General features: G+C 72.9%; 3 protein-coding genes. All 3 read right to left on the bottom strand.

Features of this window, described 5'->3' with window-relative positions:
- Positions 1–638, bottom strand: a 638-nt coding sequence (locus LzC2_RS21175) for a hypothetical protein (RefSeq protein WP_171190008.1), incomplete at its 3' end; no start/stop codon positions are given.
- 5 nt (positions 639–643) lie between these two features.
- Entirely contained in the window at positions 644–1,378 is a 735-nt protein-coding gene (locus LzC2_RS21180) for a MarR family transcriptional regulator (protein ID WP_171190009.1), read from the bottom strand.
- Positions 1,378–2,022, bottom strand: a complete 645-nt coding sequence (locus tag LzC2_RS21185) for a hypothetical protein (RefSeq protein ID WP_171190010.1) — start codon at positions 2,020–2,022, stop codon at positions 1,378–1,380. Before LzC2_RS21185 ends, LzC2_RS21180 begins: the two co-directional genes overlap by 1 nt.
- Positions 2,023–2,285: the final 263 nt, after the last annotated feature.

The following is a 2,285-nucleotide window of genomic DNA, read 5'->3' on the forward strand; positions in this document are numbered from 1 at the left end:
CACCCGAACCGCACCGCCGCGACGCCCGCGAGGCCCGCGGTCGGCAGCGTCAGGAGCAGCCCCGGGTACGATTCCCCGCGCCACTGGACGCCGGGCGCCTGGAACCGCATCCGCCACACCTCTCGATACCGCCTCCCCAAGCCCGACGGGAGGGGCAGCCGGGACTGGAAGTGGACCGATTGCGCGGTGAACCGCTCCGCCGCGACGGCGGCGAGCAGCGCGGCGATGACCGCCGGGGCGAGCGGCGAGTCCGACGCGGCGACGGCGAACGCCACCCCGGCGGCGGCCGGCACGGCCAGAAGGCCCCACCACCTCCCGACGCTTGAGAGCGCGGACGCCGCCACCAGCAGCGTCGCCAGTGCGGCGGCGACCGCCCCGCCCTCGGGTCTCCCGGCCGCGGTCGTGAACGTCACGACCGCGACGACTGGGGCCAGTCCGGCGATCGACAGCCAGAGGAAACGGAACCCGGAGGCCCGCTTCGCCGCCCGCGTGTCGCCGAACTCCGGCAGGGCGAGTTCCGGCCGGTTCGAGTCCGGCAGATTTCCCCACTGCGTGGGATTGGTCGCTGATTGGAAATCCGACTCCCGCCGGAACGGGACGCGGTGAAGGGCGCGGCGGAGGCTGGGCGAGCCGAACACCGCGGTCAGGCCGGCAGCGGGGAGACGAGCGGGGCCAAGCCCGAGGCCGCCTCGACCCTGAACTGCACCAGCCACGGGCGGCGGGCCAAAGCGTCCCGGATCTCCAGCCGCTTATCTTCGCTGGCCGTGACGACGACCAGCACGAACCGCCGCTCGTCCATGAGCTGGCGAATCGAACGAATCCCGGCCCGCTTCTCCACGTCGGCGGCGCATTTGCGAACGATGTGGGCCACGTCCCCCCCGTGATCCACCCGCACGAAGCCGAGCGTACTGACGCCGACCGCCGGCGTCTCCAAGACGTATCGCCCGGCGTCCATCCCCTTGCCGAGCAGGTTCGGCTGCTTGGAGGCCAGCTCGGAGACCGCCAGCCGCTTCCGAGCGGACTCCGTCTCCCTCCCGCAGCAGTACAGGAGAATCGCGTAGTCGGTGAGCAGAGCCTGCGGCCCCCGCGGCCCGGCTTTGCGCGTCGAGAGTCCCAGCAGCCGGCAGGCGGTCGCGCCGACGGTGTAGTAGCGGCGGCCGGTCCCGCTCGCCAGTTCGTGCGACGACAGGTACCCGCCCTTCTCCAACCGCGAGACGACCTTCGAGACGGCGTTCAGTTCGCTGTCCCGGAAGAACAGCCGCCCGAGCACCTCCCGGGTGGTGACCCGGTAGCGTTTGAGATGCCGGAGGATTTCATAGTCGCGGTCCGAGAGCTTGCCCCCGCCGGCGGGGGGGCGGGGCGGCGGGCGGTCGTTCATCACCACACCTCGTACGCCAGGCGCCGGCGGGCGCAGTCTTGATGGAACGCCGCGACCCGGCGTTTGTCGTACGACCCGCCGAACTCCAACACCAATTCCGGCTCGGACCCCGGCCCGTCCGCCAGCACCGCGTCAGGCAACTTCTGCCGCTTGCGGTAGGGGGCCAACCGATCCTCCCCGATCCAACGGGCGGCGGCGGGCGGGTTGTCCCGCAGCAGACGCAGGAACATCGCGGAGACGCCCAGGTCGTGGGTGGCCTGGTAGGCGGCCGGCAGCTTCCCCGCGGACGCCCCGCCGTAGATCTTCGCGGCGGCCGCCCCGGCGAGGTAGACGGTCGAGGCCCGCGGCCCGCCGGTCGCCGCCCAGCGGCGTTGCAGCGTCCATGCCGCGGCTCCGCAATCAGGGGTCGGACCGTCCGGTTTCCACGCGACGACGGGGGCCTCCATCGGCGGCAAAGGGGAGGCGGGCACCCGCCGGCGGGAGACAAGGTCGGCCGCCGCGAGCTTGCCCAGCCGACGCCGCGCGGCGGCTTTTCCGTCGGCGGCCTCGGGCCACCATGCGTCGGCGATCTGGGGGAGGGACAACACGCGGATTTTTGCGCAGAGGGCGACGAGTAGGGCTGCGTCGCGGGAGGTGAGGGTCATTGCCGCGGACCAATCTGGGGCACGCCCCGGCGTGGTCGCTAGATCGCGGCACGTTATCGATCAGGCAAATCCGCGAAGGGGGTGGGGTGGTGCCGGTAACTCGGGGGTGACACCCCGGCGCGGGCCGGACTCGGTTACCACTATCTTCGCTGTTGCGCGGCGCCGCGGACGCGGCACTCGCCCCGGCACCACGCCGGGGCGCCCTGCGTGCCGCCAGGCACGCCTGAGTAACGGCCGCCCCCGGCGGCCGGGAGGGCGGACGG

Origin of the sequence: Alienimonas chondri (assembly GCF_013036045.1) — a bacterium.
In the GTDB taxonomy this organism is placed as follows: domain Bacteria; phylum Planctomycetota; class Planctomycetia; order Planctomycetales; family Planctomycetaceae; genus Alienimonas; species Alienimonas chondri.

Excerpts from the sequence above, each read along its gene's own strand:
- LzC2_RS21180 (WP_171190009.1), bottom strand. The coding sequence starts at position 1,378 with ATGAACGACCGCCCGCCGCCCCGCCCCCCCGCCGGCGGGGGCAAGCTC.
- LzC2_RS21185 (WP_171190010.1), bottom strand. The coding sequence starts at position 2,022 with ATGACCCTCACCTCCCGCGACGCAGCCCTACTCGTCGCCCTCTGCGCA.